This is a genomic window from Microbacterium paraoxydans (genome assembly GCF_900105335.1).
Classification (GTDB): domain Bacteria; phylum Actinomycetota; class Actinomycetes; order Actinomycetales; family Microbacteriaceae; genus Microbacterium; species Microbacterium paraoxydans.
This window is the reverse complement of sequence record NZ_LT629770.1, coordinates 2,685,893-2,710,063: the sequence shown is the minus strand read 5'-3', so window position 1 is coordinate 2,710,063 and position 24,171 is coordinate 2,685,893. Positions and strand designations below refer to the sequence as shown.

Annotated in this window: 25 protein-coding genes; 7 read left to right on the top strand and 18 right to left on the bottom strand. The window is 70.8% G+C overall.

Annotated elements, in window-relative coordinates; translation table 11 throughout:
- Positions 1–18: 18 nt before the first annotated feature.
- The 10 genes from BLU02_RS13305 to BLU02_RS13260 form a co-directional block, all read right to left on the bottom strand.
- On the bottom strand, positions 19–774 hold the full coding sequence (locus BLU02_RS13305) for an amino acid ABC transporter ATP-binding protein (RefSeq protein ID WP_060921706.1): 756 nt from the start codon (positions 772–774) through the stop codon (positions 19–21).
- Complete coding sequence (locus tag BLU02_RS13300) at positions 771–1,568, bottom strand: amino acid ABC transporter permease (protein WP_060921705.1); 798 nt, start codon at positions 1,566–1,568, stop codon at positions 771–773. The genes BLU02_RS13305 and BLU02_RS13300 overlap by 4 nt, the downstream gene beginning before the upstream one ends.
- Before the next feature lie 34 nt (positions 1,569–1,602).
- On the bottom strand, positions 1,603–2,415 hold the full coding sequence (locus tag BLU02_RS13295) for a basic amino acid ABC transporter substrate-binding protein (RefSeq protein ID WP_060921704.1): 813 nt from the start codon (positions 2,413–2,415) through the stop codon (positions 1,603–1,605).
- A gap of 143 nt (positions 2,416–2,558) precedes the next feature.
- A complete protein-coding gene (locus BLU02_RS13290; RefSeq protein ID WP_025104460.1) occupies positions 2,559–2,861 on the bottom strand; it encodes a Dabb family protein in 303 nt (100 codons plus the stop codon).
- Entirely contained in the window at positions 2,858–3,154 is a 297-nt protein-coding gene (locus tag BLU02_RS13285) for a glutaredoxin family protein (protein ID WP_060921703.1), read from the bottom strand. Before BLU02_RS13285 ends, BLU02_RS13290 begins: the two co-directional genes overlap by 4 nt.
- Complete coding sequence (locus BLU02_RS13280; protein WP_060921702.1) at positions 3,151–3,453, bottom strand: rhodanese-like domain-containing protein; 303 nt, start codon at positions 3,451–3,453, stop codon at positions 3,151–3,153. The genes BLU02_RS13285 and BLU02_RS13280 overlap by 4 nt, the downstream gene beginning before the upstream one ends.
- 79 nt (positions 3,454–3,532) lie before the next feature.
- On the bottom strand, positions 3,533–3,631 hold the full coding sequence (locus BLU02_RS13275) for a 30S ribosomal protein bS22 (RefSeq protein ID WP_003792170.1): 99 nt from the start codon (positions 3,629–3,631) through the stop codon (positions 3,533–3,535).
- Between the two features lie 114 nt (positions 3,632–3,745).
- Entirely contained in the window at positions 3,746–3,937 is a 192-nt protein-coding gene (locus tag BLU02_RS13270; RefSeq protein ID WP_025104463.1) for a helix-turn-helix domain-containing protein, read from the bottom strand.
- Positions 3,938–4,012: 75 nt separating this feature from the next.
- Complete coding sequence (locus BLU02_RS13265; protein WP_060921701.1) at positions 4,013–4,939, bottom strand: cyclase family protein; 927 nt, start codon at positions 4,937–4,939, stop codon at positions 4,013–4,015.
- A 245-nt stretch (positions 4,940–5,184) separates the two neighbouring features.
- Positions 5,185–5,601, bottom strand: a complete 417-nt coding sequence (locus BLU02_RS13260; RefSeq protein ID WP_060921700.1) for an ArsR/SmtB family transcription factor — start codon at positions 5,599–5,601, stop codon at positions 5,185–5,187.
- Between the two features lie 104 nt (positions 5,602–5,705).
- Between BLU02_RS13260 and BLU02_RS13255 the strand changes: the two genes are divergently transcribed.
- Genes BLU02_RS13255 through BLU02_RS13240 form a run of 4 tightly spaced genes read left to right on the top strand, consistent with a single transcriptional unit; the run spans position 5,706 to position 10,208 of the window.
- A complete protein-coding gene (locus tag BLU02_RS13255) occupies positions 5,706–7,136 on the top strand; it encodes a TrkH family potassium uptake protein (RefSeq protein WP_025104469.1) in 1,431 nt (476 codons plus the stop codon).
- Positions 7,129–7,800, top strand: a complete 672-nt coding sequence (locus BLU02_RS13250; RefSeq protein WP_025104470.1) for a potassium channel family protein — start codon at positions 7,129–7,131, stop codon at positions 7,798–7,800. The genes BLU02_RS13255 and BLU02_RS13250 overlap by 8 nt, the downstream gene beginning before the upstream one ends.
- 57 nt (positions 7,801–7,857) lie before the next feature.
- Positions 7,858–8,634 (top strand): ABC transporter ATP-binding protein, encoded by a 777-nt coding sequence (locus tag BLU02_RS13245; RefSeq protein ID WP_060921699.1) that lies wholly within the window; start codon positions 7,858–7,860, stop codon positions 8,632–8,634.
- Positions 8,616–10,208: a hypothetical protein gene (locus tag BLU02_RS13240; RefSeq protein ID WP_060921698.1), complete on the top strand. Its 1,593-nt coding sequence runs from the start codon at positions 8,616–8,618 to the stop codon at positions 10,206–10,208. The genes BLU02_RS13245 and BLU02_RS13240 overlap by 19 nt, the downstream gene beginning before the upstream one ends.
- 115 nt (positions 10,209–10,323) lie before the next feature.
- Here the strand turns inward: BLU02_RS13240 and proC are convergent, their stop codons facing one another.
- Complete coding sequence (gene proC, locus BLU02_RS13235) at positions 10,324–11,163, bottom strand: pyrroline-5-carboxylate reductase (RefSeq protein ID WP_060921697.1); 840 nt, start codon at positions 11,161–11,163, stop codon at positions 10,324–10,326.
- A gap of 59 nt (positions 11,164–11,222) precedes the next feature.
- Here proC and BLU02_RS13230 point away from each other — a divergent pair, with 59 nt between their 5' ends.
- On the top strand, positions 11,223–12,194 hold the full coding sequence (locus BLU02_RS13230) for a cation diffusion facilitator family transporter (protein ID WP_060921696.1): 972 nt from the start codon (positions 11,223–11,225) through the stop codon (positions 12,192–12,194).
- A 4-nt stretch (positions 12,195–12,198) separates the two neighbouring features.
- Here BLU02_RS13230 and BLU02_RS13225 read toward each other — a convergent pair whose 3' ends face one another.
- Positions 12,199–12,654: a nucleoside deaminase gene (locus BLU02_RS13225; RefSeq protein ID WP_060921695.1), complete on the bottom strand. Its 456-nt coding sequence runs from the start codon at positions 12,652–12,654 to the stop codon at positions 12,199–12,201.
- Between the two features lie 81 nt (positions 12,655–12,735).
- Here BLU02_RS13225 and upp point away from each other — a divergent pair, with 81 nt between their 5' ends.
- On the top strand, positions 12,736–13,368 hold the full coding sequence (gene upp, locus BLU02_RS13220) for a uracil phosphoribosyltransferase (protein ID WP_025104476.1): 633 nt from the start codon (positions 12,736–12,738) through the stop codon (positions 13,366–13,368).
- Positions 13,369–13,387: 19 nt separating this feature from the next.
- Here the strand turns inward: upp and BLU02_RS13215 are convergent, their stop codons facing one another.
- From BLU02_RS13215 to nadE, 3 genes are all read right to left on the bottom strand, one after another.
- On the bottom strand, positions 13,388–14,191 hold the full coding sequence (locus BLU02_RS13215) for a GNAT family N-acetyltransferase (protein ID WP_231919577.1): 804 nt from the start codon (positions 14,189–14,191) through the stop codon (positions 13,388–13,390).
- Positions 14,188–17,670 (bottom strand): TM0106 family RecB-like putative nuclease, encoded by a 3,483-nt coding sequence (locus BLU02_RS13210; RefSeq protein ID WP_060921694.1) that lies wholly within the window; start codon positions 17,668–17,670, stop codon positions 14,188–14,190. The genes BLU02_RS13215 and BLU02_RS13210 overlap by 4 nt, the downstream gene beginning before the upstream one ends.
- Before the next feature lie 86 nt (positions 17,671–17,756).
- Entirely contained in the window at positions 17,757–18,575 is an 819-nt protein-coding gene (gene nadE / locus BLU02_RS13205; RefSeq protein WP_025104479.1) for an NAD(+) synthase, read from the bottom strand.
- Positions 18,576–18,685: 110 nt separating this feature from the next.
- Here nadE and BLU02_RS13200 point away from each other — a divergent pair, with 110 nt between their 5' ends.
- Complete coding sequence (locus BLU02_RS13200; RefSeq protein ID WP_060921693.1) at positions 18,686–19,243, top strand: phosphorylase family protein; 558 nt, start codon at positions 18,686–18,688, stop codon at positions 19,241–19,243.
- Between the two features lie 2 nt (positions 19,244–19,245).
- Here the strand turns inward: BLU02_RS13200 and BLU02_RS13195 are convergent, their stop codons facing one another.
- The 3 genes from BLU02_RS13195 to BLU02_RS13185 form a co-directional block, all read right to left on the bottom strand.
- Positions 19,246–22,239 (bottom strand): AAA family ATPase, encoded by a 2,994-nt coding sequence (locus tag BLU02_RS13195; RefSeq protein ID WP_083371008.1) that lies wholly within the window; start codon positions 22,237–22,239, stop codon positions 19,246–19,248.
- Entirely contained in the window at positions 22,239–23,408 is a 1,170-nt protein-coding gene (locus tag BLU02_RS13190) for an exonuclease SbcCD subunit D (RefSeq protein WP_060921404.1), read from the bottom strand. The genes BLU02_RS13195 and BLU02_RS13190 overlap by 1 nt, the downstream gene beginning before the upstream one ends.
- A gap of 254 nt (positions 23,409–23,662) precedes the next feature.
- Positions 23,663–24,145 carry a DIP1984 family protein gene (locus BLU02_RS13185; protein WP_060921403.1) on the bottom strand — a complete coding sequence of 161 codons (483 nt, stop codon included), beginning with the start codon at positions 24,143–24,145 and terminating at the stop codon, positions 23,663–23,665.
- Positions 24,146–24,171 lie beyond the last annotated feature (26 nt).

Genomic DNA, 24,171 nt, shown 5'->3' with positions numbered 1-24,171 from the left:
GCGACACCGGGGCGAGAACTACAGGACGCGGGAGAGGAAGTCCTTCGTGCGCTGGTGCTGCGGATTCGCCAGCACCTCGCGGGGGTCGCCCTCCTCGACGATGTGTCCGCCGTCCATGAAGATCAGCCGCGAACCGACCTCGCGCGCGAAGCCCATCTCATGCGTGACGACGAGCATCGTCATGCCCTCGTCGGCCAGCGACCGCATGACCTGCAGCACCTCGCCGACGAGCTCCGGGTCGAGGGCCGACGTCGGCTCGTCGAACAGCATCATGTCGGGGTTCATGCACAGCGCCCGGGCGATGGCCACGCGCTGCTGCTGCCCGCCCGAGAGGTGCCCGGGGTACGCGTCGGCCTTCTCCGCGAGACCGACGCGCTCGAGCATGGCGCGGGCCACCTTCTCGGCTTCCGCCTTCGAGCGCTTCTTCACCCGCTGCTGGGCGATCGTGAGGTTGCCGAGCACGCTGAGGTGCGGGAAGAGGTTGAAGCTCTGGAACACCATCCCGATACGGGTGCGCACGCGGTCGATGTCGATGTCGGGATCGGTGATGTCGATGCCCTCGATGAGCACCTTGCCGCCCGTGGGCTCCTCCAACAGGTTCACCGAGCGGAGCAGCGTCGACTTCCCGGATCCGGACGGGCCGATCACGCAGACGACCTCGCCGGCGAGCACCGTCAGGTCGATGCCCTTGAGCACCTCATTGTCGCCGAAGCTCTTGTGCAGGTCCTGGATCGCGATCGCCGGGGCCTGCACGTCGATCAGGTCGGTGCTCATCGTGTCCTCGCCATCCGACGCTCGAGCCACGCGCTGAGACGCGTGAGCGGGATCGTCACGATCAGGTAGAGGATCGCCGCCATGATCAGCGGCGTTCCGTTGGCGTTCTGCGTCGCTGCGTCACGAGCGAAGTTCGTGAGCTCCTTCGACCAGATGAAGGAGCCCGCGACGAACAGCAGCGACGTGTCCTTCAGCAGCAGCACGAACTCGTTCGTCAGCGGCGGGATGATGATCCGGAAGCCCTGCGGGACCACGATCCAGAAGGTCGTCTTCATGGGCGACATGCCGAGCGAACGCGCCGCCTCGGTCTGTCCCTTCGGGACTGCCTGGATTCCGGCCCGGATCGTCTCTGCCATGTAGGCGGAGGCCACGAGGATCAGACCGATCAGGCCCAGGACCACCGGCCCGCCGAGGCGGGTCGCCGGCACACCGAGACCGATCGGCAGGATGAACGCGATCGCGAAGATCGTGAGGATCGCGGGCAGACCGCGGAACAGCTCGATCCACGCCGTCGCGATCCACCGGAACGGCGCGATCACCGAGAGCTTCATCAGCGCCAGCAGGATGCCGAGCAGCAAGCCGCCTGCGAACGCCACCGCCGTGAACCACAGGGTGTTGACGAGCGCCGTGGTGATGATGCCCGGGAGCATCTTCGCCGCGACCTCGGGGTTGAAGTAGAGCTGCGCGATCCGCGCCCAGTCGGTGCTGACGATCGCCCAGACGACGATCGCGAGCAGCACCGCGTAGATCGAGTACCGGTACAGCTTCTGTTTCGTGGTGCGCCTCAACGCCATTGTCAAGGTCCTCCCGACCGACTCAGCTCTCGACTCAGTTGGCCGTGAAGTACTCGTTGTAGATGGTGTCGTACTCGCCGTTGTCCCGGAGCTCCTGCAGAGCCTCGTTCACGGCCTCGCGGAGTTCGTCCTTCTCCCCCTTGGCGAAGGCGAAGCCGTAGGACTCGTCGGTCTCGTACGTCTCGACGATCTTGTAGGCGGAGTCGGCCTTCTCGTGCTCGAGGTTGACGGGCTGATCCTGCAGGATGGCGTCGATCTGCCCGGCCTGCATCGCGGGCCACAGTTCGCCGTCCGACGGGTACTGCACGAGCTGCGCGCCCTTCGCGTTCTCCGTGGCGTAGGCCTCGCCGGTCGTGCCCTGCTGCACGCCGACGTTCTTGCCGTCGAGGTCGTCGATGGACTTGATCCCCGAGTCGGTGCGCACGAGGAGCGACTGCAGCGAGTCGTAGTACGGGTCCGAGAAGTCGATGTTGGCCTTGCGCTCGTCGGTGATCGTCATGGCCGAGGCACCGATGTCGCACTGGCCGGCGGCGAGAGTCGTGCCGGACTGCAGCGCATCGAAGCCCACATCCTGCACGGAGAGCTCGAGGTCGAGCTGCTCGGCGATCGCACCGAGGAGGTCGATGTCGAAGCCGGTGTACTCACCGTCGTCGCCCTCGAACTCGAACGGCGGGTAGGGGATGTCGGAGCAGACGGTCAGCTTGCCCGCCTCGATGAGTCCGTAGTCGTCACCGGCAGCGGACTCGCCGCCGCTGCCCGCATCGGAGGAGCCGGTGGCGCATCCGGCGAGTGCGAGGGTGGCGGTGGCCGCGATCGCGAGGCCGGCGAAGAGGTTACGACGGGACATGTCGGCTCCTGGGAGTCGGGGGGCGGGTGAGCCCACGGACGGGTAGGAGTTCATCTAAACACGCGGCTCGTCGCGTGACCAATGACATCCCCTCGCGCCGCATTACGTTTGTGTTTCGGTGCCGCGGGGACGACGCTCGACGCTCAGAGCTCGGCGTCGACCGCCACACGGCCGGAGACGACCGAGCGGATGTACCCGGCGACCTCCTCGTGCGCAGGGTGCACCTGGTACTGCTCGAGGTCGGCGACGGAGTCGAAGTCCGCGACCAGCGTCACGTCCCAGTTCGCGTCCGGGTAGACGTCGTTCGCACCGGCCCAGATGCTGCGCAGCTGCGGCACGACTCCGTCGAGGGCGTTGAGCCGACGGGCGACCTCGGCCGCCTGGGCCTGTCGCTCCCCCGCGTCCTCCGCGGCGAGCTTCCAGGTCACGACATGGCGGATGGTCATCGCAGCTCCTTCTGGTCGGCGCGGGCCTCCGCGTCGACGGCTTCTTCCAGCGCCTCGCGCAGTCGGTCGGGGGACACCCGCCAGTGCGCATGCATTCGCCCGTCGATGAGGACGACGGGGATCTTCTCCCACCACTGCTCGTACAGGGCGGGGTCGTCCTGGATCGACGCCTCGACGATCTGGATGCGCTCCGCGGCGGCGTCCGGCAGTTCGGCGACGACCGCGTCGACGACCTCGGAGGCCACGGCGCACAGATGGCAGTCGGGCTTGCCGATGAGGGTCAGCGTCGTCACGACGACGGGACCTCGACCTCGCGTCCCTGCGCGATCCACTCGCCGGTACCGCCCTCGACGTTGGTGGCGTCGTAACCGCGGGACTCGAGCGCCTCGACCACGCGGGCCGAGCGGCCGCCGGCCTGGCAGATCACGTCGAACGACTCGGCGGGGAGCTCGTCCAGGCGGTTGCCGATCTCCGACATCGGGATGTTCACGGCGCCGGGAACGTGGCCCGCCTGGAACTCGTTCACCTCCCGGACATCGATGAGGGGCGTGCCGGAGCGCTCGGCGAGTTCGGCGACGGTGATCGACTTCATGACATCCTCTCGGCGGTGCGGAACGGCGCGCAGAGACACAAAGCGCCCGTCCGAAGACAGGCGCTCGGTGTCTGGCCGCTTACTTCTTGTTGCGGCGCTGGTGGCGAGTCTTGCGAAGCAGCTTGCGGTGCTTCTTCTTCGCCATGCGCTTGCGGCGCTTCTTGATGACAGAACCCACGGAAACCTCACTAAGTCAGGGGCTGGGTGTCGCCGGAATCGGACACCCGGGTACGAGCACGAAAAATGCCTCGGATCATCCTAGCAAACTCAGAAGGGTGCCCCGCGCCCTCCGTCAGCCGGCGTCGGCGATGGGCCGCTGCAGAGCCTCCGCGACGGCGGACTCCGGCACGCGGTAGCTCCGTCCGAATCGGATGGCGGGGAGGTCACCGGCGTGCACGAGCCGGTACACGGTCATCTTGGACACGCGCATGAGCTCGGCGACTTCGGCCACCGTCAGGAATCGGACGTCTGGAACCTCGGGCATCCCACGTACCCCTTTCTCGATGAGCACACTCTATGGGGTCGCTGGGACGCGTGTAAACCCGCGTGGCTGTTGTGATCAGTGGGATGTCGGCACGGTCGCGAACGCCCGGACCGGGAACGTCCCGAACCCGTGGATCGCCGGAGGCGCCGCGGTGAACCGCGCCCCGCGCGCGGGGAGGAGATCCAGAGCGGTGAGGTGCTCGACGACATGCACGCCCGCCCCGAGGAGGATGCTGTGCGCCGGCCGCTCCCCGCCGCTCTCCGTGTCGTCGATGTTGAGCGCGTCGATGCCGACCAGGCGCACCCCCGCGTCCACGAGGAAGCGCGCCGCGTCCTCGGTGAGGAAGGGCGAGCCGGTGCCGTATGCGGGCGTGCCGAACAGCCGGCTCCAGCCGGTGTCCAGGAGCACCGCGCTGTCGCGGAGCTCACGATCCGCGAGCGTCGCAGCCTTGATGCCGCGCCGATCGGGCGTCCACGCGTCGCGGAGGTGGAAGACCTCGGCGGGCAGGTCCACGAGGGTGTCGAGGTCGAGCGACGCCAGGTCGGCCCCGTCCGCATAGCGGTGGAACGGCGCGTGGAGATAGGTGCCCGTGTTGCCGATCATCGTGATCACGTCCATCGCGAACTCCGTCCCCGGCGCGTAGCGCTCGCGCGAGGCCGCGCGGGTGAGGTGCGGGGTGATGGTCGGCGCCGGCAGCCCGGGATAGGTGACCATGCCCTCCGCGATCGGGTGGCTCAGGTCCACGACCCGTTCGGTGCGGTCTCCACGAGCCGGAGCCGCGACGCCACGGCTGCCGCGGTGCGGCTCGGCGACGATCTGCAGGTCGCGGAGCTCGACCTCGCCCACGAGTGCCAGACCGAGGTGCGACACGAGCAGCCCGGAGATCTCCTCGACCGTCATGTCTCTCGTCGGCAGATCGAGTCGGAACCCCTGCCCCTGCAATCCGCCGCCGTTGGCGAAGGTGATCGCGAAGTCGAAATGCGCGCGGTACTCGTCCGTCATGGGCCCATCCTGCCGGAGACAGCCGACACTGTGATGTGCGCGCCCGCCCTGCTCGAACCGGCACACCGACGTCCAGCCCGCGCATAGCCCGCATTGCCCGATCGCTCAGACAGCCCTGCCAGTGTCGGTGCGGGACCCGTGCCGGCACCTGCCGAGTCCGCGCGGATCTGGGGTCCGCACACCGCCCCCGACGGCATCCCCCCTGCCGTCGGGGGCGGTTCCCGTCCGTGCAGGGGCGCGCGGGATCAGGCGCCGAGGCGCTTCAGCGCGTTCGTGACCACGTGCTTGGCGGACGCGGCCGCACGCCCGACGACCTCGGCCGCGTGCGCAGCGCTGTCGGGGATCGGGGCGCCGGGGTACGCGATGTCCGGGGCGGCATCGCCGAACGCGTCGACGAGGAAGGGGACCAGCCAGTCGTCGACGGCCTCCAGCGGCGCGACGGACAGGCTGTAGAAGCGACGCTGCCCGTCTTCGCGGACGGTGACGAGCTCGGCGTCGCGGAGCACCTTGAGGTGCTTGGAGACCGTGGGCTGGCTGATGCCGAGGTCGGCCACGATCTGGCTCACGCTCGTGCCGGACTCGCCTTCGGACGTGCGTCGGAGCAGGAGCTGGAGGATGTCGCGCCTCGTACCGTCTGCGATCACGTCGAAGATGTCCGTCATGTGATCAGGGTAGTGCGCCCCGGCACGGAGTACCATGACGAAGGCTCGGCGAGAGGCGCCGCGCGGCCGCCGGGGAACGGACGGCGCAGAAGAAGGGGGCAGCGATGTCGGGCATCGTTTCGGCGTCGTCTCCTCGCACCGGTCTCCCCGGAGCCGCCGGCCGGGTGAAGCACCTCATCACCTCGTCGCCGTCCCGGTTCGCCATCGCGGTCTTCGCGCTGCTGATCCTCGTGTTCACGGTGCTGTTCTCGCTGCCGATCGCGTCCGCCAGCGGCACGGTGACACCGCTCAGCGACGCGCTCTTCACCGCCGTCTCCACGATCTGCGTGACGGGCCTCGCGACCGTCGACATGGCCAACCACTGGTCGCCGTTCGGGCACGTCGTCGTGTTCATCGGCGTCAACATCGGAGCCCTCGGCGTGCTGACCCTCGCCTCCCTCATGGGGATGCTCATCTCGAAGCGCCTCGGGCTGCGCGCGAAGCTCATGGCGGCGGGCGACACGAACCCGCTCCGGGCGCACGGCGGCGTGGTCAACGAGAGCCAGACCGTGCGCCTCGGCGAGGTGGGCCAGCTGCTCACCACGGTCGCCCTCTCCGCCCTCTTCATCGAAGCGGCCCTCGCGGCCCTCCTGTATCCGGCGCTGGTGATGGCGGGGGTCGACCCGATCGCCGCGCTCTGGGAGGCCCCGTACTTCTCGGCGATGGCGTTCACCAACACCGGCTTCGCCCCGAACGACGGCGGAGTGGCCGTCTTCGCCGACGACTACCTCGTGCTGTCGCTGCTCATGGTCGGCGTGTTCCTCGGGAGCATCGGCTTCCCGGTGATCTACACGCTCGCGAAGCACGTCTGGCACGTCAAGCGGTGGTCGCTGCACTCGAAGCTGACCATCGTCACCACGGTGCTGCTCTTCATCCTCGGCGCGGCCGCCTTCCTCATCCTCGAGTACGACAACCCCAAGACCTTCGGGTCGATGGACGCCGCGGACACGACCTTCCAGGCGTTCTTCCTCTCCGCGATGACCCGCTCCGGCGGCTTCAACGTCATCGAGATGGACGACCTCAACGGCTCGTCGCTGCTCGCCGCCAGCATGCTCATGTTCGTCGGCGGCGGGTCGGCGTCGACGGCGGGCGGCATCAAGGTGACCACACTCGCGGTCCTCGCGATCGCCGTCTGGTCCGAGGCGAAGGGCCGCCAGTCCGTCGAGGCGTTCGGCCGCCGCATCCCCAGCGACGTGCAGCGCGTCGCGCTCAGCGTCGTCGCCTGGGGCGCGACCATCGTGGCCCTGTCGACCATCGTGATCGCGCAGATCACCAAGGCGGACATCAGCCATGTGCTCTTCGACGTCATCTCCGCGTTCGGCACGGTCGGGCTCTCGACGGGCCTCACCGGGGAGCTTCCGGATTCCGCCTCGTACGTCATGGCCGCGACGATCTTCATGGGCCGCGTTGGTACAGTGACTCTCGCTGCGGCAGTCGCCGCGACATCGCGCACGCAGTACTACTCACTGCCCGTGGAAAGGCCGATCGTTGGTTGAAGTCCTTCGGGGGGACGCTCCCGTCCTCGTCATCGGTCTCGGCCGGTTCGGTGCCGCCTGCGCCGGCGAGCTCGACCGCCTCGACCGCGAGGTCCTCGCGATCGACGACAACCTCGAGCTCGTGCAGAAGTGGTCGGACCGCGTCACGCACACCGTGCAGGCCGACGCCCGCAACATCGACGCCCTCCGCCAGATCGGCGCCCAGGACTTCCAGGTCGCGGTCGTCGCCGTCGGCTCCTCGATCGAGGCGTCCGTGCTTATCACGGCGAACCTCGTCGACCTCAAGGTGCCGCAGATCTGGGCGAAGGCGGTCTCGCAGTCGCACGGCAAGATCCTGGCCCGCGTGGGCGCCAACCACGTCATCTACCCCGAGCGTGAGGCCGGCGAGCGGGTCGCCCACCTCGTGAGCGGGCGCATGCTCGACTTCATCCGCTTCGACGACGACTTCGTCCTGGCCAAGATGTACCCGCCGAAGTTCATCCGCGGCGTCGGCCTGAACGAGTCCGGTGTGCGCTCGAAGTACAAGGTCACGGTCGTCGGCGTGAAGAGCCCTGGCAAGCCGTTCCGCTACGCGGAGGCCAACACGATCGTGACCAACCACGACCTCATCATCGTCTCCGGGACGAACAGCGACATCGAGCGCTTCGCCGCCCTCGACCGCTGAGCCGGGTCCTCCCCGCGGCGGATGCGCCGGTCGCGGCAGGCGTGGTGGGATGGGGGCATGAGCGATCACGCCCCCGCACCGCCCGTCCTCGCCCTCCGCGGGCTCCGCAAGCAGTTCGGCCAGAAGGTCGCCGTCGACGCGCTGTCGCTGGACGTCCCCGCGGGCTCGATGCTGGGGCTGCTCGGCCCGAACGGTGCGGGCAAGACGACGACGCTCGCCATGACCACGGGGCTCCTGCGCCCGGACGCCGGGACGGCCTGGGTGCTCGGCACCGACGTCTGGCAGGATCCGGCCGCCGCGAAGGCGCGGATGGGCGTGCTTCCCGACGGCATCCGGATGCTCGACCGGCTCAGCGGCGCCGAGCTGCTGCGGTACACCGGCCTGCTGCGCGGGATGCCGGAGGCGGAGGTCGTCTCCCGCTCCGGTGAGCTGCTGGACGCGCTCGGCCTGACGGAGGCCCGCGACACGCTCGTCGTCGACTACTCGGCCGGCATGAAGAAGAAGATCGGCCTGGCCTGCGCGCTCATCCACGCGCCGCGGCTGCTGATCCTCGACGAACCGCTCGAGGCGGTGGACCCGGTCTCCGGACAGACGATCCGGCAGATCCTCCGCTCCTTCGTGGACGACGGCGGCACGGTCGTCCTCTCCAGCCACGTCATGGAGCTCGTCGAGTCGCTGTGCGACCGCGTCGCCATCGTCGCCGAGGGGCGTCTGCTCGCCCACGGCGCCCTCGACGAGGTGCGGGCCGGACTCACGCTGCAGGAGCGCTTCCTCAGTCTCGTCGGCGCCCACGACCTCGGAACGGAGACCCTCGCGTGGTTGCGCTCCTCGTAGGTCTGCGGCTGCGACAGCTCGGGCATCAGCTCTCCCGCAACCCCTGGATGATCGTGACCCTCGTGATCGTGGGTCTCATCGCGCTGAGCATGCTGGGACTGCTGACCGTGGGGCTGATCGCGCTGCGGGTGGGCGCTCCGGACGCCGCCGTGACCGCGATGGTGCTCACCGGCGCCGTCATCGTGCTCGGGTGGTGGATCGGGTCGATCCTGGTCAGTGCGGACGACTCGCTGGCGCCCGAGCGCTTCGCCCTGCTCCCGGTGACCGCCCGCACCCTCCTCCCCGGTCTCGTCGTGGCGGGGATGACGACGATCGGCGGCATCGGCACCGCCCTGGCCCTGCTACTGATGCTCGTGGGATGGTCGGTCAGCGCTCCGGCCCTCCTCGTCGCGGTGCTCATGGTCCCCGTAGCCCTCGCGACCTGCGTGCTGGGCGCCCGAGTCGTGAGTGGACTGCTCGCGGGGTGGCTCGCCCGCCGGCGGACGCGCGACCTCGTCCTCACCCTCGGCGTGGTGCTGCTGGCCTCCTCCGGCCTCCTCCTCAACATCGGGCTGCAGGCACTGTCGACCGTGCGCGACGTCGGCGGCGCCTTCACCGCGGTCGCCGAGATCGCCGCGTGGACGCCGGTGGCGGCCGTGTTCGGGGTCCCGGCCGCGGTGGCACAGGGCGACGTGCTCACCGCCCTCCTGCGACTGCTCGTCGCCGCCGGCACCCTCGTCGTCTTCTGGGTCGCCGCGCGCCAGATGCTCGCTGCGCGCCTCGTCGCCCCCCTGCAGTCGAGCGGGGGCGGACGCGTGCGCTCGGGAGGCGTGCTCGACCGTATCCTTCCCGCGGGGCCCGTCGGCGCCATCGCGGGACGGACGCTCCGCTACTTCCGCCGCGACCCGCGTCAGGTCGTCAACATCGTGATGCTCCTGCTGCTCCCCGCGATCTTCCTCGGGCTCGCGCTCATGAATGGACTGCAGCAGGACAGTGCCGGCTTCGCTCCCGCGATCACCCTCATCCCCGCGATCAACGCCCTGCTCGCCGGGAGCATCGTGCAGATGGCGATCGCCTACGACAACGACGCCGTCGCGCTGCACATCCTCACCGGGGTGAGCGGGACCGCCGACCGCCTCGGACGCCTGCTCGGGTTCGCGCTGGTGGCAGTGCCGATCACGATCCTCCTGTGCGTCGTGACCTGTCTGCTGGCCGGGCGCCCGGATCTGCTTCCGGGCAGCCTGGGCGCTGCTCTCGGACTCATGGCGGTGTCGGCGGGCGCGGGCTCCTGGGTGGGCGCGTTCCTGCCCGGGCGAGCTCCGGCTCCCGAGGCCAACCCGTTCGGACGCGGCTCCTCCGGCGGCGCGCAGTCCTTCCTCGCGATGCTCATCATGTCGCCGATCACGCTGCTGCTCGGCGGCCCCGCCCTCGGCTTCGCGATCGCGTCGATCTGGATCCCGCTGCTGGGCTGGGCGAGCCTCACGGCCGCCGTCGTCCTCGGTGGTGTCGCGCTGTGGGGCGGCACGGTGCTCGGCGGTCGCACCCTGCAGCGGCGCTGGCCCGAGGTGCTCGCCGAGGTCGCCAGCGAGGCCTAGCCGCACCTCGCCGCAACAGGCACTCGCGCGCGTTCAGGCTCCAGGAGCACTGGCTGCCTGAACTCGCGTGATCGCCTGTTCTCGCGGGGTGGAGGCGCGCGAGAACAGGCAGGGATCAGGCGCCGGCGGCGAGCTCCTTCGCGCGGGCGAGAGCGGCGGCAGCGGCGGCGGCGAAGGTGTCGGACAGGTGCGCGTCCTGGAGCACGGCGACCGCGCGCTCCGTCGTCCCCTTCGGGCTCGTCACCCGGCGGCGCAGCTCGGCGGGGTCCTCCCCCGTCGAGTCCAGCAGCGCGGTCGCGCCGATGAAGGTCTGCTCGGCCAGCAGCCGGGCGTCCGCGTCGGCGAAACCCATCTCCCGCGCGGCTGCGGTGAACTGCTCGATGAGGAGGAAGACGTAGGCGGGACCGGAGCCCGAGATCGTCGAGAGCGCATCGATCTGCGCCTCCGGGACCTCCACCACCGCCCCCACCGTCTCGAACAGACGACGCACGAGCGCGACGTCGTCGGGGGTCGCCGCGGCGCCGGCCGCGAGGCCCGTGACCCCCTTGCGGATCGTCGACGGGGTGTTCGGCATGGAGCGGATGACGCGGGCCTCCGGGCCGAGGACATCCGCGAACGTCTGCAGCGTGACTCCCGCGGCGAGGCTCACCACGACGGTCTCGGGGCTGAGGTGCGGCGCGATCTCGCGGAGCAGGTCGGGGACCATCGCCGGCTTCACCCCGACCAGGACCACTCGTGCGCCGGCCACGGCGTCGGCATTGCCCTCCGGCCGCTCGGACAGCGCGATGCTGGTGACGCCGTCCAGGCCCGCGAACGCCTCCGCCTTCTCCGGCGTGCGGTTCGTCGCGGTGATCCCTCCGTCCACAGGGACCCCCGAGGCGAGCACACCGCGGAGGATCGCTCCTCCCATGGATCCGGCACCGAGGAACGCGAGAGACGGGAGCGCATCAGCCATGTCGTCATCCTACGGCGGGCGCTCCTGTGCCGCTCGGGCTCCCGTCCTAGACTCGTCGCATGAGTGCATCCGGAGGCAGCAAGGCCATCGTCGCGGCGTTCCTGGCGAACCTGGGCATCGCTCTCGCGAAGTTCCTCGCGTGGGCCCTCTCGGGCTCGGCCTCGATGCTCGCCGAGGCGATCCACTCCGTCGCCGACTCGGGGAACCAGCTGCTGCTGATGCTCGGCGGCCGCAAGGCGAAGCGCCACGCGGACCGCTCGCACCCGTTCGGCTACGGCCGCGAACGCTACGTCTACGCGTTCGTCGTGTCGATCATCCTCTTCTCCGTCGGCGGGCTTTTCGCGATCTACGAGGGCGTGGAGAAGCTCACCCACCCGCATGAGATCGACCAGACCTGGTGGTGGCTCCCGCTCGTCGTGCTGTTCATCGCGATCGGCCTGGAGTCGTTCTCGCTGCGGACCGCCGTGCGCGAGAGCAACGTCGTCCGCGAGAAAGGCCAGTCCTGGTTCTCCTTCGTCCGGCGGTCCAAGGCGCCGGAGCTCCCCGTGGTCCTCCTGGAAGACGTCGGGGCCCTCACCGGCCTCACCTTCGCCCTGCTCGGCGTCGGCCTCACGCTCCTCACCGGCAACCCTGTGTTCGACGCCCTCGGCACAGTGATGATCGGCGTCCTGCTCGTGCTCATCGCGATCGTGCTGGGCGTGGAGACCAAGAGCCTGCTCGTCGGCGAGGGCGCGACCCCCGCCGATTACGACCGCATCGTGGACGCGATCAACGACGGTCCGGAGATCGAGAAGATCATCCACATGAAGACCCTCTACCTCGGGCCGGACGAGCTGATGGTCGCCGCGAAGATCGCGCTCAACGCCGACAAGCCGCTGCGCGAGGTCGCCGACGACATCGACGAGATCGAGGCCCGCATCCGCGCCGCCGTGCCGGTCGCCCGGGTCGTCTACATCGAGCCGGACGTCTACCGTCCCGCGATCGATCCGGAGCCCTCGACGGACGTGTTCGTCCTCAAGTCCTCGGACTGAGCGTTCAGCGACGGTCCTCGAAGAAGGCACGCAACAGAGCGATGGACGCGTGCTCGTCCACGCCGCCGATCACCTCCGCGCGATAGGGCAGGCGGCGGTCACGCAGCACGTCGTACATCGAGCCGGCCGCTCCCGCCTTGTCGTCCCACGCGCCGAAGACCACGCGGCCGATGCGTGCCTGAAGGATCGCGCCGGCGCACATCACGCAGGGCTCGAGGGTGACGACGAGTGTGCAGCCGTCGAGGTTCCACGACCCGCGGACCGATGCCGCGCTGCGGATCGCCTCGATCTCGGCGTGCCCGGTCGGGTCGTGCGTGGCCTCGCGGGTGTTGCGCCCTTCGGCCACGACAAGGCCGTCCGCGTCGAGCACGACGGCACCGACGGGGATCTCCGCGGCGGCGGCGGCCTCGGCGGCGAGCTCGAGCGCACGCTGCATCGCGAGGCGGTCGGCGGCGGTCATGCCCCGAGCCTACGGCAGCGCGGGGCGGCCGCCACGGCACCCGATGTCGTGCGCGGACGCGGCGCGCATTAGCCTGTATCCATGCGTGTTCACGTCGCCGACCACCCTCTCATCACCCACAAGCTCTCGGTGCTGCGCGACGCGCGCACCCCGTCGCCGGTCTTCCGCCAGCTGACCGAAGAACTCGTGACGCTCCTCGCGTACGAGGCGACGCGGAATGTGAAGGTCACGCCCATCGAGATCACGACGCCGGTCACCACGACCACGGGTGTGAAGATCTCCGAGCCGCGACCCATCGTCGTCCCCATCCTGCGCGCCGGTCTCGGCATGCTCGAAGGCCTCGTCAAGCTCCTCCCCACCGCGGAGGTCGGGTTCCTCGGCATGGTCCGCGACGAGGAGACCTTCGAGCCCACCACCTACGCAGAGCGGCTTCCGGACGATCTCTCCGACCGCCAGTGCTTCGCGATCGACCCGATGCTCGCGACCGGCGGCTCTCTCGCCGCGGCCATCCAGTTCCTGTTCGACCGCGGCGCGAAGGACGTCACCGCGATCTGTCTGCTGGGCACCCCGGAAGGCGTGGCCGCGATCGAGGCAATGGCCGGCGACCGCGATGTGACCCTCGTCCTCGGAGCTCTCGACGAGCGCCTCGACGAGAAGGGCTACATCGTGCCCGGCCTCGGCGATGCGGGCGACCGCCTCTACGGCACCGTCTGACCTCGCTCGCGCTCTCGACTCAGAGGGTCAGGCGATAGCCGCGCTCCTCGCCGTAACGCGTGAAGCCGGCCCTCGCGAGGATCGGCGCCGAGGTCGAGACGCGGCCCTTGACGAGCGCCGTTGCGGCCCCGCGCGCGGCGCTCTCTCGCAGGCGCTCCGCGAGGACCGCCCGATACACGCCGCGCCCGCGGTCGGTTTCGAGTGTCGCGGCTCCCCACAGGCGGGTGAACCCGTCGACGATCGTGCAGCCGCCGGTGCTCACCGCGCGGCCGTCGATGCGGCCGAGCACCCGGAAGCCCTCCCCCGTGGACAGGGATGCGGTGAGTTCGGCGAACTCGGCGGCCAGACCGTCCTCATCCAGCGGCTGCTGCTCCCAGACGGGGACGTTGATCGCGTCGACCTCGCGGAGCTGGTCCCTCGTGCGCACGACCTCGGCGGTGACCCCGGGCGGCACGTCGACCGCGGCTCCGATTGTCGGACGCGCGAACACCGTGACAGTGTCGACATGCACCGCACCGCGGCGCTGGAGCTCGTCCTCGAGGTCCGGGTCGTCCGCGGGGTTGGTCCAGAATGTGAAGACGTTCTCGCCCCAGGCTCTGGTGCGTTCCAGTGCCCCGTCCAGCACCTCAGCGGCGGGCCGCGTCGACGTCACCTGGGAGCCGCGGACGCCGCCCCCGAACCGCTCCGGGTAGCGCACGAGCAGCAGGTCGTCGCGGACGTCCTCGCTGCCGCGAGGAAACCACGCCCATGCGGCGGCGGCGCGCAGGATCTCGTCGACCGTCGGCGTCTCGACGGAAGCGGACCCGGGGACGGACGACATCATGATCCCTCCTCTTCCGCCGCCCCCACCAGGCGGGCGAAGGCACTGAGCCTCGCGACCCCTTCGGGCGTATACGGCAGGTCGTCGAGCAGCGCCGGCGAGTGGATGAGGTAGGCCACGACCTGCGCGCGGGAGATCGCCACGTTGAGCCGGTTCTGCAGCAGCAGGAACTCCGGGCCGCGCGGGGCATCCCGACCGCTCGAGGCGGCGAGCGTCGTGATGGAGACGACCGCCTCCTTGCCCTGGAAGTTGTCGACGGTGCCCACCGGGACTCCGCCGAATCCCGCCGCCGCGAGCGCATCGTGCACGAGCTGCCGCTGCGCGTTGTACGGCGCCACCACGATGATGTCCTCCGGCGTCAGCGGGCGGACGGTGCCCTCGGCGTCGTTGTCGTGGAAGGTGCGGCCGACGAGATCGCCGACGATACGCACCACCTCTGCGGCTTCCTCCGGCGACTGGGTCGCGTTGCCGCGGTGCCGCAGGGGCACCACGTGCAGCCCCGGGTCGATGCCCTCCACTGCGCGTCGCTCCGTTCCGGGAGCGGAGGCGAGCTTCCCGGCATAGGCGAGCTTCGACACCGGAGCAGCGACATACGGGTGCATCCGCCAGGAACGGGCGAGGAAGTAGCCGTACTCCGGACGAACGACGGGATCGCCGTCCATCACCCAGCCGAGCGCAGAGGTGTCCACCGGCTCCGGGTGGGCGCCCTGGCTGACCTGGGGCAGCTGCTGAGGGTCGCCGAGGAGCAGGAGCCGCTGCGCACCGGCGGCCACCGCGATCGTCGAGGCGAGCGAGAACTGTCCGGCCTCGTCGATCACGAGCAGGTCGAGCTCTCCCCTGGCGACCCGCTGCGTGTTGCTGAAGTCCCACGCGGTGCCGCCCACGACGGCACCCTCGTTCTCATGCTCGGCGAGGAAGGCGGCCATCCCGGTCTTCGGGATCACCGTGTAGCCGGGATCGGCATCGGCATCCTTGGGGCACTTCGCCACCTGAGCCGGGGCGACGCCGTCGGCGACCACGCGCTCCAGGAGCGTCTCGATGATCGCGTGGGACTGCGCGACGACGCCGATGCGGAAGCCGTGCTCGTTGACGAGCCGGGCGATCACCTGGGAGCCCGTGTAGGTCTTCCCCGTGCCCGGAGGCCCCTGCACCGCAAGGTAGCTGTGGTCGAGGTCGAGGACTCCGCGGACGATCGCGTCGATCGGATCGTCGCCTGCGGCCGGAAGCGCGTTCCCCGACACCGTGCGCGGAGGCAGGCGGCGGAGGATGTCGGTGGCCGCGTCCTCAGGGAAGTCCGGGGCGGCCGCGTGCACCGCGTCCGCCCACTCGTCGATCGCCTGCTGCAGCGACACCACGCGAGGCGGCGCCGCAGGGGTCAGCGCGACGGGGAGGTCGTCCCAGGTCTGTCCCTGCACGGCGGACTCGATCACGAGGTACCCGTCGTCCAGCACCTCGACGACCGTGACCCCGTGCGGTACGTGCACGGCCCGCGACGGGACGTCGGTGTCGAACGGGGCCGGGACGTCGTAGAGCGCGAACGGCTGCGCGCCGGGGCCGAGCGTCGTGCCCGGGGACACCTCGCCGCGGATCTCGAGCTCCCGCGACAGCACTCGGCGCCCTTCGCCGATGCTCCAGTCGCGGCGCACCCGCGAGCGGGTGGCATCGACCTTCACCACATCGCGCGTGCCGTCCCACATGGTGACCGGCTCCCGCAGCCGCTGGAAGTGCGCGACCCAGAAGCTCTTCGCCTCGCGGGGGAAGTAGTCGATGGCGGCCGCCGCGATCCGGTGCACGAGCCCGTCGTCACCGGCCTCCACCGCACGCTCCGCATCGCCGAGCAGAGCGAGCGAGCGCGGAGACGGCTCGTAGATGACCTCGTCCGCATCGTCCGGCGGGGCCGGCGTGACGCCCTCCGCGCGGGCGATGTCGATGAGCCAGTTGCGCAGCCGGCGGGTCGAGACGCAGTCGTAGCGGTTGTAGTCGGCGAGGTCGGCGAACACGGCATCGGCCTCGGACTGCGCCCCCGCCGCCGCGAGCTCCCGCGCGGCGACGTACTGCACGATGGAGTCGTCGCCCTTCTGGACGTCGCTCGTGCGCACGTCCTCCCCCATGTAGAGGGGCTCGAGCTTCTTGATGGAGTAGGACCGCGAACCGACCCGCACGGTGCGCAGCACCAGCGGGTACAGGTCGACGAACACGCCTTCGCGGAGGAGGCGGTCCACCTCGCCCTCGCGCACACCGTGGCGGGCGGCCATCGCGACGAGATGCGAGGTCTCGTAGGGGGCGTAGTGGTAGATGTGCATGCCGGGGTGGGCGGCTCGACGCACCTTCACGAAGTCGAGGAAGGTCTCCAGCGCCCGCCGTTCCTCCGCGAACGAGTGCGCCCAGAGCGCGGTGTACTGGTCGGCGTTGTCGACCCAGCCGAACAGGTAGTCGATGCCCCACTCCGCCTCGCCGTCGGGGGCGGGCTCGGTGTACAGCGGATCGCCCTCGAAGTCGAAGAAGATGTCGCCGTGGCTGGGCACCGGGAGGGTGTGGATCGCCGCGGCGTAGTGCACGTCGTACGTCGCCGCGCCCTCGGCATCCGCCCGCAGCTGCACGCGGGCCTGGGCACGGAGGTTCTCGAACGTGTCGACGTTCATGCCCTCGGGGGCCTGCGTCGCCGCAGCCAGGTCGTCGATCGTGAGGATCCCGGCGGCGCGGAGACGGGCCCGCTGTACCGGACGCATGCGGGCGACCATGAGGAGGTCCCGGTGGGCCAGCACCTGCTCCTCGCACGTGGCGCAGCGCCCGCAGGCGACCACGCGCAGGTCGCCGCGGTCGTCACCCCACGCGAGGGGCGCCCCGGCGACGCCCTCGGCCACGGCGCGGTCCGCGATGAGAGCGCGCAGCCGCGACCGACGCACCCGGAACAGCGGAAGGAGGTCGTCGACCGCGTGCGTGCTGACGCTGTTGTCGCCGTGGATGAGGTCGACCTCGTCCGCTCGGGGGATGCCGAGCCGGTCGAGCTGGTCGACATATGCCGCGAGCTGCATGAGGGCGGTCACCCGGGCCTTGCGCGCGAGCTTCGAGTCCTGCACACGCCAGCGCCCGTCTTCATCGCGGCGGAGGAAGTCGGCGAACCCGACGAACTCGTCGGTGGCGAAGGCCGCCTGGAAGACGACCAGCGCGTCGGACCGCAGAGCGCTCAGCGTCTCGTCGACGGCGGCCGCGAGGGCCTCAGGATCGCTCGAGGAGACCTTGGCGATCCGATGCACCCGTTCGTCGCCGAGCTCCCGGATATAGCGGTCGAGCACGTTCTGCTCGTGCACGTCTCCCAGCTGGGCGGCGCGGAGGAGCGTCGCATCCTCCGGCTCCTCGACGGCGGGGACCCGCCCCAGCTTCGCGTCGATCGCGCGGGACCACGCGAACTCGCACTCGGCGGCCGCCTTGAGGTCGCTCGCGCTCCAGATGACCCGCCGCGCCTCTGTGTCGATCCGCACGATTCTCCCGTTCTGTCGGCTGCTTCGACACTATCCGCGGCGTCCGACACGGCGAAAAGCGGGCGGTCCCGCGTGCGCGGCTCCGGTCAGCGCCACCAGGTGTCGTCGGGGGTCACCGGGAGATGACGCTTGTGCTGGGTCGCGAGGTACCGCGCCTCAATGCGGCCGGCGACCTCGGGGTCGACCTCCCGGCCCTCGAGGAAATCGTCGATCTGCTCGTACGTCAGCCCCAGCTCGTCCTCGTCCGTCCGCCCCGGCTGGTCGTCGAGGAGGTCGGCGGTGGGGACCTTGAAGGCCAGGCGCTCCGGAGCGTCCAGGAACTGGAGCAGGGCCCGCCCCTGTCGCTTCGTGAGACCGGCCAGCGGGAGGACGTCAGCGGCCCCGTCGCCGAACTTCGTGTAGAACCCCGTGACGGCCTCGGCGGCGTGGTCGGTGCCGATGACGATCAGTCCCTCGTGCCCGGCGAGCGCATACTGGGTGACCATGCGGAGGCGGGCCTTGATGTTGCCGCGGTTGAAGTCGGAGATGTCGCTGGAGACGGCGGACTCGATGTCCTTCTCGACGCCCTCGACACCGTTCTGGATGTTGACCTCGATCGACGAGTCCGGCGCGATGAAGTCCAGGGCCGCCTGCGCATCGTCGGCGTCGTGCTGGACGCGGTAGGGCAGGCGCACCGCGAGGAAGGTCGCCTCCCCGCCCTCCGCACGTACGCGCTCCACCGCGAGCTGGGCGAGGCGCCCCGCGAGCGTCGAGTCCTGTCCGCCGGAGATGCCGAGGACGAAGCCCTTCGCGCCGGTCGTGCGCAGGTAGTCCGCGAGGAAGCCGACGCGACGCTCCACCTCCGCTTCGGGATCGATGTCGGGCCGGGCGCCCAGGTCTTCCGCGATCTGCTTCTGCAACGACACGTTGTCCTCCGCTCATCGGTTCGGCTCCAGTATCCCCCTTCCGTGTTTCGTGCGGGTCACGCCACTGCGCCGGGACGCGGTATCCGGCCGCGACCTGAGAGACTGAAGCGGTGAAGCTCCTCGTCGCCGCCCTCGAGTCCGAACTGTCCGCCTTCCCCGAGGAGCTCGCCGGCTTCGACCGGCTGGTCACCGGCCCCGGAAAGCTGCCGGCGACGTACGCCCTGACCCGCGCCCTCGACGCGAAGACCTACGACGAGGTCGTCGTCGTAGGCACCGCGGGCTCCATCGAGAAGGGGCGTGCGTACGCGGTGCACGAGATCGCGACCGCGGTTCAGCACGACGTGATCGACCTGGACGGCGTCGTCGGACGGCACGTCTCGCTTCCGCCGCAGGTGACCACAGGCCGCGAGGGCGTCGTGATCGCCACGGGTGACCACTTCGTGAACGACGCCGAGGTCACCGCCGTGATCCGGCCGATGGGTGCGGCGCTGGTGGACATGGAGACCTACGCCTACATCTGGGTGGCGGGGCAGTTCGGCGTGCCGATCCGCGCGTTCCGCGCCGTCTCCGATCAGGCGGAGGACGGCGCTCTGGCCGACTTCCGCGAGGCCATCGCCCGGTGCAGCATCGAGCTGCGGGAGGTGATCCGCGCCGAGTACGGGGTCTGACCTCAGCGCGTCTCGATGACGCTTGGTCCGTTCGGCAGCGCACGGACCGTGAGCTGCGCGGGGATCTGCTCCTGCATGGCCTCGACGTGGCTGATGACACCGACCGTGCGCCCACCCTGCCGCAGCTCGTCGAGCGTGCGCATCGCGACGTCGAGCGTGTCGCCGTCGAGGGAACCGAACCCCTCGTCGATGAAGAGCGTGTCCAGGCGGATGCCTCCGGCGCGAGCCGTCACGACCTCGGCCAGCCCGAGGGCGAGCGCGAGGGAGGTGAGGAAGGTCTCGCCGCCCGAGAGCGACTGTGGCGGACGGGTCTGCCCGGTGAAGGCGTCGGCGACCACGATGCCCAGCCCGGACGCCGCACCGCGCGCAGCCAGCGCATCGGAGTGCTGCAGCCGGTAGCGTCCTTCCGACATGTCGTGGAGCCGGCGGTTCGCGGCGTCGACGATCTCCTCGAGCTCCGCCGCCAGCACGAAGGTCTCCAACGTCATCTTGCGGGTGTTCGCCCCTCGTCCGGCGATCGTGTCGGCGAGGGCCTGGAGCACCTCGAACGCCGCTGCATCCTCCGCCGTGCGGGCGTACTCGTCCTTCGCGGCGTCGATGAGGCCGGCCAGCCGCACCGCGTCGCCCGCCGCCCTGGTGGCTCCGTCGACGGCGGCGGACCATGCCGCCCTGGCCTCGCGTGCAACCTGCTCGACCGGTGCGAGGTCGATGGGCTCCTCGGGCAGCGTCCGCAGCTCGAGGTCGAACAGGAGGGCGCGCTCCTTCTCCCGCTGCACCGCGTGCATCCTCACCCGCTCGTCCAGCTCCATCTGCACCGCCGGCGGACGCAGCGCCGCGGTGGCGGCCTCGACGTCGGAGAATTCGGAGGCGTCGAGGGCGGCATCCCTCTCGGCAGCCGCCTCCGTCGCCGCCTGCTGCCTCCGCGTCCGTTCGGCTTCGGCGTCGAGGAGGCGGCGTGCGACGGCGAGGTGGGCGGTGGCCTCCGTCATGCGCTCAGCCACCGACGCGTAGCTCCCTCGCGCCTCGTCGATCGCGGTACGGGCGTCCTCGTCGCGCTGGACGACCAGGGCGAGCTGCTCGCGGGCTTCGGCGAGGGCCGCCTCGTCCTGGACGCGCCGCTCCTCGAGCGCGCTCTGCTGGGCACCGAGCTCGACGAGCTCGCCGTCGCGCAGCCGCGCGGTGTCGGCCGCGGCGCGGGCCTCCTTCTCGGCAGCCACGGCGGCATCGAGCTCGGCCTTCGCCGTCTCGACGTCTCGTCCGTCCGCACGCGCCAGAGCCGCAGCGAGCTCGACTTGCAGCGACGTGCAGGTCGCCGCCGCCTGCTGCTCGCGGCTCGCCGCCTCGTCCCTCCGAGTCTCCGCAGCCGCGATGTCCTCCACGGAGACCGCGGCGCTGTGGTCTGCCGGCGCCGGATGCTCCCGCGCCCCGCACACCGGGCAAGGCTGATCCTCGATGAGAGCGGACGCCAGCTCCCCGGCCATGCCGTCGATCCGGCGCTGGCGCAGATCGGCCAGAGCCGACTGCGCGGCGGCCTGCGCGGACGTCGCCTCGGCGAGGACCCGGTCGGCCGCGGCGCACTCCTGCTGCAGACGTGCCGCCTCTTCCGCCGCCTCCCGGCGGAGCTCGGCCGCGACGCGCGCGCTCTCCATGGCGGGGAGCCGGTCGCCGAGCCGACGGGCGTCGTCCCGCTCGGCGGTGACGGCGGCGATCCTCCCGGGCAGCGCCCCGCGCTCCGCCTCGCCGTCGGCGCACCGGCGCTCGGAGGTGGCGACGGACTCCGCTGCGGAGACGCGCTCGGCGGCGCGGCGCGGTGCCTCGGCCTCCAGCGCGACGGCGCGCTCCCAGACCCCGGACGCCCGTGTCCGGTCGGCGATCCACGCATCGAGGTCGTCGGTCTCCACACCGAGCTGACCCCAGTCCGCGCGTGCGCGCTTCTCCGCAGCCACCGCGTCATCAGCCGCCGTCACGGCACGGTCCGCCGCGGTGATCAAGGACCGCAGCACCTCGGCCGCCCGCGCCCTGGCGAGTTCCGCCTTCGCCTCGGCGATGGCTCCCTCCTCGGCGTCCAGACGCGCCATCGCCGCACGGGCACGGTCGCGCTCGCTCTGGGCACGCTGATCCTCCCGCGCGGCGGCCAGAACAGCATCGGCGGCCTCGAACCGCTTCTCCGCCTCCTGACGCTCGGCAGCGCGCCGTTCGGCCCGGTACGCGGCGCGAGCCTGCGCCCGTTCCAGCTCCGCCAGGCGATCGGCCGTCGTGACGGCCTCCCCCTGCACCTCCGGTCCGACCTCGCCGTCGGCGTCGCCGGCGTCGCGCCCGAGGTCGGCATCCGCCACGAGGCGCTCGGCCTCGTCCAGCCGGGCGGACACCGTGGCGAGACGCGCCCCGAGGCGCTGCTCGGCGTGGCGCCGCCGCTCGTCGAACCGCGCCTGCACGTCTTCGAAACGCTCAGTGCCGAAGAGCCGGCGCAGCAGGGCCTGCCGGTCCCTGCTGCCCGCGAGCAGGAACTCCGAGAACCGGTTCTGGGCCAGCAGGATCACCTGCAGGAACTGCTCGCGGCTGAGCTGAAGGATGTCGTCGAGCTCGTGCGCCACGTCGACGGCCCGCGCCGCGCGACCGACCCAGCCGTCGTCCGTGAGCTCCTCCAGGGAGACCGCCGCCGCCTGCTTCGTCAGGCCGCCTCCCCGCCGGGCCGGCCGGAGGTACTCCGGCGAACGCGTGACCCGGTAGCGGCCAGACGGCGTGCTGAACTCGACGACCACCTCGGAGAGGTCGTCCGGTTCACTGTGGTCGCTGCGAAGCCTCTTCTCCCCGCCGTCGTACCGCGGCACCCCGCCGTACAGCCCGAAGCAGACCGCATCGAGGATGCTCGACTTCCCCGCTCCGGTACGGCCGGCGATGAGGAAGATCCCGTCGTCAGCGAAGGCGTCGAAATCAACGGTCTGCCGCGCCCGGAAGGGCCCGAACCCCTCGACCTCCAGTCGATGCAGCCGCACTAGACGAGGGCTTCCGCGCGGACCCGGTCGTCGAGCACCTCACGGATCAGCTCGCGTTCGACCTCGGTGGCTCCGTGGCCGGCCCGGACATGCTCGAGGAACGCCTCGATCCGGTCAGCATCGGTCACCGCTGAGCGCAGCCGCTCACCGTACGAGCGCTCCTGCATGCCCGTGACCACCGCGGGCTGATGGAGCACGATCGCACAGTGCGGGTACGCCTCGCGGAGCCGTCGCATGGGCTCGGTCTGCGGCACGGCGTCGGTGTAGACGGCGCACACCCAGGCGTCGGCGTGCGCGGCCACGCTCTCTGCGGAGAGGATCTCCTCGAAGGTGCCGGTCAGCGTGACCAGTCGCCGCGGAACCGGCAGCTCCAGCCACTCGACGCCCGCAAGGCCGTCGGCATCCAGGTCGACGAGCCAGGAGCCGCGCGGCTTGTGCTGTTCGCCGAAGCTGTAGTGCAACGGAGCGCCGGCGTATCGAACCCGCTCGCTGACCTGCTGACGACCGTGGATATGACCCAGTGCGACGTAGTCGGGTCCGTCGAACGCACGGAGGGGGACGACGTCGAGGCCGCCCTGTCGCACCTCGCGCTCCAGGCCCTCCGTCGGCTCCACGCCCGCGGCGAAGCAGTGGGCGATCGCGACCGAACGACCCGCGTGCTTCTGCATGCCCGCGCGGACGAGGGTCATCGCGTGCGTCATGGTCTGCGCCTGCGTGCGCAGCTGCCGTCCCTCGGCGTCGCCCTCCGGCCAGTGCTGGCGGACGATCGCAGGCTCCAGATACGGGATCCCGAAGAAGTGCACGGGACCGTGGGCGTCGTCGATCGTGACGGGGGTGCCGACCGCGAGGGGATCGGTGAGCACGTGGATGCCGTCGCGCAGGAGCCGAGCCTGGAATCCCAGGCGGGCGGCGGAATCGTGATTCCCGCTGGTGACGACCACGCGTGCGCCCGTCTCGTGCAGAGCGACGAGGGCATCGCCCAGCAGCGTGTAGGCAGCGGCCGAGGGCGTGGCGGAGTCGAACACGTCGCCCGCGACGATCACGACGTCGACCTCGTGCTCCCTGACCTGCGTGGTCAGGGCGGCGAGCACCTCGGCGAGCGCATCCATGGTGGAGTTGCCATGGAACGTCCGGCCGATGTGCCAGTCCGAGGTGTGCAGGATCCGCATACCCCCACGGTACGAAGACCCTCGGACATTCCCTCCGAGGCGTGCCGGGAGCGCCGTCTCCCGAGGCACGAGGAGGAAGCGGAAGGTCCCCTGACCCACCCTCGTCGCGGCGACCGGCACGCGGTGATGCGAGATGCGCTGTGCACCTTCACCTGTGCGGCGTGCGGGGCTGCGCGATGCGAGATCAGGGCTGCCCTCCGCCCACAGGGGCCGGCTTGCCCCGCCGGCTGAGGGTTGTGCCCGCTCCGTCGCGACTACCGACTTCCGCTCTCCTCCTCGAGGTCGTGCGACCAGTTCGCCTGCTGGATCCGGTTGTCGAGCTCGCGGAGCTCCTGGGCGACCGCATCCGCCCGCGCACGCAGCGCGGCGACGGGCAGCGCCGACACCTGCCGCAGCTCGGAGCGCATCTGGCGCAGGTACTGCTCGTTCGCGCCCGAAGCCGCGGCCGCCGCGTCCGTGAGCAGGGCGTGGCGCAGGCGCAGCACGTCCCGCGCGGCCAGCGCATCGGTCATCGTCCCGTCCGGGCCGAGGTCGAGCCGGGCGTTCGTCGCGTTGATGCGGCGGATGAGGCTCTGCAGCCGGGTCAAAGCGACCTCCGCCTCCTCGATCAACGCCGTCGCGTCCTCGGCGGGCTCCTCGCCCTCCTGGTACCGGGCGTTCGCGACGATGCGCGCCCGCAGCTGCTCGATGCGGCGCTGCAGGTCGGCGCGGGCGGCGAGGGCTTCGGCGAGTCTCATGCCCTCATCCTCGCAGGCGGCGGCCG